The organism is Pseudomonas gebzensis (assembly GCF_034427815.1).
Classification (GTDB): Bacteria; Pseudomonadota; Gammaproteobacteria; order Pseudomonadales; family Pseudomonadaceae; genus Aquipseudomonas.
Genome location: NZ_JAXQNS010000018.1, coordinates 1 through 4,957 on the forward strand (window position 1 = coordinate 1; position 4,957 = coordinate 4,957).

Sequence of the window (4,957 nt, forward strand, 5' to 3'; positions counted from 1 at the left end):
TCAGGGCACCTCTGCAAGGTTCACGCAGGTGAGTCGTCCAGGGCCTGGCCGCCATGTCTGAGATGGCTAGGGCAGGGCTGGGAATTCGGAGTCGGGCTAGACGCGCTGCGCCAACGGGCAGCGACGAGGCCACTGGCGAGCAGGCAGGGAAGGCGAAGCGGGGAGTGTGCGCACGGTCATGGCAAGGCCTCTTTGTTGTTTTTGGTGCCCCGGTGTGCCGGTGGCTTTATGGGCTACACGCTAATTCCGCAGGCCGGGGCACTCAATGACACGGGCGGGCAAGTATGTTGCGTTCTGCGCAACGATCTGGAGGGGGAGCGCAGTGAAGCGTGCCGTACGCGGCGGCAGACGGGCGCCTGCATGCCGATATGACGCTGGGCTTTTTATTGACAATTCACGTAATACTTCCCACGCTTGAACCCTTGCCACCCCGTCGGCGTAGCCGGCTCTGACCTGTGAACCGTCTATGTCCCGCACCTCTGTCGGCACCGTTCTGCTGTTGGCCTCGCTGACCGCGATCGTGCCGTTGTCGATTGATATCAACCTCCCGGCCATGCCGGCCATCGCCGCCGATCTGCACGCCAGCAATACCAGCGTGCAGGCCACGGTCGGCACCTTTCTGTTCGGGTTGTGCTTGGGGATGCTCTGCTACGGGCCGCTGGCCGACCGTTTCGGCCGACGGCCACTGCTGTTGGCCGCCGGCACCGTATACGCACTCGCCACGCTGGCCTGCATCCTGGCCAGCGACATCGATCAGCTGGTGCTGGCGCGGTTCTTCCAGGCGCTGGGCGGGGCAGGTGCGTCGGTGTTGGGGCGAGCGGTGGTCAGCGACCGTTTCGCCCTGACCGAGGCGGCGCGCATCCTGACCCTCATGCAGCTGGTGAGCATGCTCGCCACGCTGCTGTCGCCCATCGTCGGCAGTGCGCTGCTGGCGCTGGCGGGCTGGCGCAGCATCTTTGCCGCGCTCCTGCTGCTGGTGGTGGTGGTCATGGGCATCACCGCCTGGCGTCTGCCTGAAAGCCTTCCGCCCAGCCGGCGCAGTGCCTCGCTGGGAACGGCCTTTTTCGGCTATGTCGCGGTCCTGCGTACACCGCTGGCCCTGGCCTACATGGGCTGCATGGGCCTGGCGCTGGGCGGCATGTTCGGCTTCATGACCGGCTCGCCGTTCGTCTATGCCGAGCACTTCGGGCTGACGCCCGGGCAGTACGCCTGGCTGATGGCGCTGAATTTCGTCGCGATCATCGGCCTGACCCTGGTCAACGCGCGGCTGGTCAGGCGCCACGGGCCGCAGCGGATGATCGGCATCGGCGTGCTGCTGACGTTGCTGGCCTGCGCCGGCCTGCTGTACATCGCCTTCGCAGGCCCGGTGAACCTGGTGCAACTGGTGCTGTGTGTGATGCTTTACATCGGCGCCACCGGCCTGCTCGGGGCCAACAGCATCGCCTGCCTGATGGCGCTGTTTCCGAACCGTTCCGGTGCCGCGGCAGGGTTGGCGATCTCCACCCAGTTTGCTCTGGCCTCGGGGTGCAGCGCCCTCACCGCACAGGTGGTGGGCAATGATCCGGGGCGGTTGGCGTTGGTGATGGTCTGCGCCGGGGTCGGCAGCGCGGCGTGCTACGGGCTGGTGCTGGCCTGGCGCAAGCGCGGCTGAGCGTCCTGCGGCCCGGCGCAGGGTCAAGGCCATCGCCTGGGTCAGGGCACGCTCGAAGGGTTCCTGATGCGCAGTCGGCAGCGCGGCATGCTAGGCGCTGCGCAAGCGCGGCGGGACGCTACAAGGCCAGGCGCATGGCCTTGGCCATTTCCTGTGCCAGGGCGCGGTCCAGTGGTTCGAGAACACGCCCGCGCCGGGCGACGATCTGAATGTCGGTGGCTTGCATGGCCGGGCAGTCGATGGCGATGGCGCGCAGGGTGCCGACTTTCAGTTCGTCGCTGATCGGCAATTCGGCCAGCAGCGTGGCGCCCAGGCCCGAGCGCACGTAATCGAGCAACACCACCAGCGAGTTCGAAGTCAGGCTTGGCACGATGTCGAAATCGCGTCCGCGACACGCTGCGTCGACCAGCTCGCGTACGCGAAACCGCGTCCCCGGCAACGCGAGCGACGTCTGCGCCAGCTCTTCCAAGGTGACCATGCTGCGCTCGGCCAGCCGGTGGCTGCGGTGCACGATCAGGCGCAGCGGTTGCGCCAGGCTGAACAGCCGCGTCAGCCGACCGGTATTGCTGGGGGAAAACACCACGCCCAAGTGCGCTTGATCGGTCGAAACCATGCGCTGCACCTCCAGCGACGGCGCACTGATGATCTCGGTCTGGTGCGCGCCGTGATCACGCAGAAACGCCTGCAACGAGTGAATTGCCCGTGCGCCGAGCAGCCCTTCGCCGATGGCCATCACCGTGGTTGCAGCCTGCTGGCTGCGCAGGCTGTCGAGGGTGTCGCTGAACGCGGCGTAGTCGGCCAGCCGGCGGACGTAGTAGGCCACAGCCGCTGCGCCGGCGGGCGTCAGGCGAATGCGGTGGGTGCCTTCCTCGACCAGTGCGATATCCAGCTCCTGTTCCAGCCGGGCGATCTGCCGGCTTACCGATGAGGTCGCGACGCCCAGTGCATCGGCCGCAGCACGCATCGAGCCTTTTTCGTGGCTCAGGTGCAGGTAATGCAGGCGGTGGTCGGGCAACGCGGTGTGGCGCAGGGAGGGGCTCGGCATGGCGACCTCGGGGGATCATGCAAGAGTCGGGGGGTAGCGAGAGATTTGCAACGGATCACGTGAAAAGTCAATCAAATGCTGGCGATGGACGGTGGCTTGCCTCGCAGCTGGACCGCCGTTTTGCGACGCCACGCAACGCGGTTGAGGTGGCGGCCGCTTCAGCCGCGCGGGGCCGCGAAGCGGCGCCAACCGCTGCCGTATGCGCCTGGCAGGTGGATGGTGCTGAGCGATGTGCAGGGTCATGTGGATGGGAAACACGCGGTGGATGCTTGAGATTATTCTGTGCTTAGCACATTTTTCTTTAGCCATTTATCGCACATGGATTCGTGCGTTTCTACCTAGAAAATCTTTATTAAACATTGATTTAGTTATAAATTTACGTCCTGTGTTCACTCCTGTTTGCTTGCCAATTCACGTAAATTCAACGTGAATATTCAATTGACAATTCACGTAAATAGTCGCAAATTCGGCCCATCGGCACACACAACAAGAGAGACAGACCATGCCGCTTGCGCCTACGCATCCCCTGTACGGCGGGTGTCCGGTTACCGGATATCCCGCGTTGTCCACACCGCCTCCTGCCGGTGCTGGCGCTTCCTGAGGGAAGCCGCTTCCCTGCCTGATCCCGCTCCACACCGCGCCTGAGACGGAGAAAGTCTATGGATTCGCATTGCCTGCGCGCAGCCTCTGGGTCTGCGCTTGCTTCTGGGCCGGCCTTCGAGGCCCTGCTGGATGACATCCGCAGCCGTGCCCGCCGCCATGAGTTCGACCGCCAGCGGCATTTGTCGGCTGATGTGGTCGAGGCCTTCAAGGCCCACGGCGTCTACCGCGCCCTGGTGCCCAAGCGTTTCGGCGGCCTGGAGTGCTCGCCCGGCGAGTTCTGCCAGATGATCGAACGCCTGTCGCACGCCGACGGCTCGGCCGGCTGGGTCGCCAGCTTCGGCATGAGCCCGGTGTACCTGGCGGCCTTGCCGCTCGCCACCATTACCGCGCTCTACACAGCAAACCCCGACACGGTGTTCGCCGGTGGCATCTTCCCGCCGCAACCGGCCGAAGTGGTGGCGGGCGGTTTCAACGTCAGCGGGCGCTGGAAGTATTCCAGCGGCTCGATGGGCGCCGACATCGTCGGCGTCGGCATCGCCCCGCGCAACGGCGACAAGCTCGACCTGCCACGCTTGGCGGTGATGCCGCAACGCAGCGTGCGGATCGAGCAGACCTGGGACACCGTCGGCCTGCTCGGCACCGGCAGCCATGACCTGGTGGTGGACAACGTGGTGGTCGGCGAGGAGTGGACCTTCGTGCGCGGCGGCCAGCCAAACCTTGACGAGCCGTTCTTCCGCTACCCGTCGCTGTCGTTCGCCACCCAGGTGCTCTCGGTGGTAGGCCTGGGCGTGGCCCGCGCGGCGCTCGACGAACTGTCGGGCATGGCCAGCGGTCGGCTGTCGGTGACCGGTGCTCCAGCGCTGGCCGACCGGCCCCTGGCCCAGGTCGATGTGGCCCGTGCCGAAGCTGCGCTGCGTTCGGCGCGCGCGTTCTTCTACGAGTCCATCGACGCTGCCTGGGCCCATGTACTGGCCGGCGACGCCGTACCGGGGGAGGCGATCAACCTGCTGCGTCTGTCGTCGACCCACGCCACCCGCGTGGCCGCCGACGTGGCGCGCACTGCACAGATGCTTTCCGGGATGACCGGCGTCTACAACGACAGCCCCTTGGCGCGCTGCGTCAACGATGCCCAGGTGGTCACCCAGCACGCCTTCATGGGCGACGTGACCTACCAGAACGCCGGAGCGATGTTCTTCGGCAAGCCGCCCCTGCCGGGCTACCTGTAAATTTTCGAGGAAACACGGATGAGCGATAAGAAGACCTTGCGTGTGCTGTTCTGCATGGGCATCAACCAGAACTTCTTCGACGCCGCGCGTGAAGAGCAACTTCAGGTGTGGGCCGCCTTCAGCCAGATGTGGAACGGCATGCACGACCTGCCTGGGGTGAACGTACTGGGCAACATGGACGACGACCAGAGCATGGTCGGCCCGTCCGATGGCTTCCCCTGGACCACCTACCTGCTGGCCGATGTGGCGGATGTCGAAACCGTGCACGCCGCCTGCAACCTGCTGCGTACCACGGCCGTGGGCGAGGGGCCGTACAAGCTGTGGCGCTACGTGAAGATCGAGGCCCGCATGGGTCGCGAACTGATCATCCAGCGCACCTGAGCCCCTGAATCTCGCCGATTGCCCGCCAGTGGAGTGGGCAAGGAGACCCCG

Annotated in this window: 4 protein-coding genes; 3 read left to right on the forward strand and 1 reads right to left on the reverse strand. The window is 65.5% G+C overall.

Annotated elements, in window-relative coordinates; translation table 11 throughout:
* The first annotated feature begins 466 nt into the window (after window positions 1-466).
* Window positions 467-1,651, forward strand: a complete 1,185-nt coding sequence (locus tag SJI00_RS22225; protein ID WP_322463835.1) for a multidrug effflux MFS transporter — start codon at window positions 467-469, stop codon at window positions 1,649-1,651.
* Between the two features lie 118 nt (window positions 1,652-1,769).
* On the opposite strand, the gene SJI00_RS22230 is transcribed toward SJI00_RS22225, so the two are convergent.
* Window positions 1,770-2,696: a LysR family transcriptional regulator gene (locus SJI00_RS22230; protein ID WP_322463836.1), complete on the reverse strand. Its 927-nt coding sequence runs from the start codon at window positions 2,694-2,696 to the stop codon at window positions 1,770-1,772.
* 659 nt (window positions 2,697-3,355) lie between these two features.
* Between SJI00_RS22230 and iacA the strand changes: the two genes are divergently transcribed.
* Both iacA and SJI00_RS22240 read left to right on the forward strand, forming a co-directional pair.
* A complete protein-coding gene (gene iacA / locus SJI00_RS22235; protein ID WP_322463837.1) occupies window positions 3,356-4,525 on the forward strand; it encodes an indole-3-acetate monooxygenase in 1,170 nt (389 codons plus the stop codon).
* 18 nt (window positions 4,526-4,543) lie between these two features.
* Window positions 4,544-4,906 (forward strand): IacB protein, encoded by a 363-nt coding sequence (locus SJI00_RS22240; RefSeq protein WP_322463838.1) that lies wholly within the window; start codon window positions 4,544-4,546, stop codon window positions 4,904-4,906.
* Window positions 4,907-4,957 lie beyond the last annotated feature (51 nt).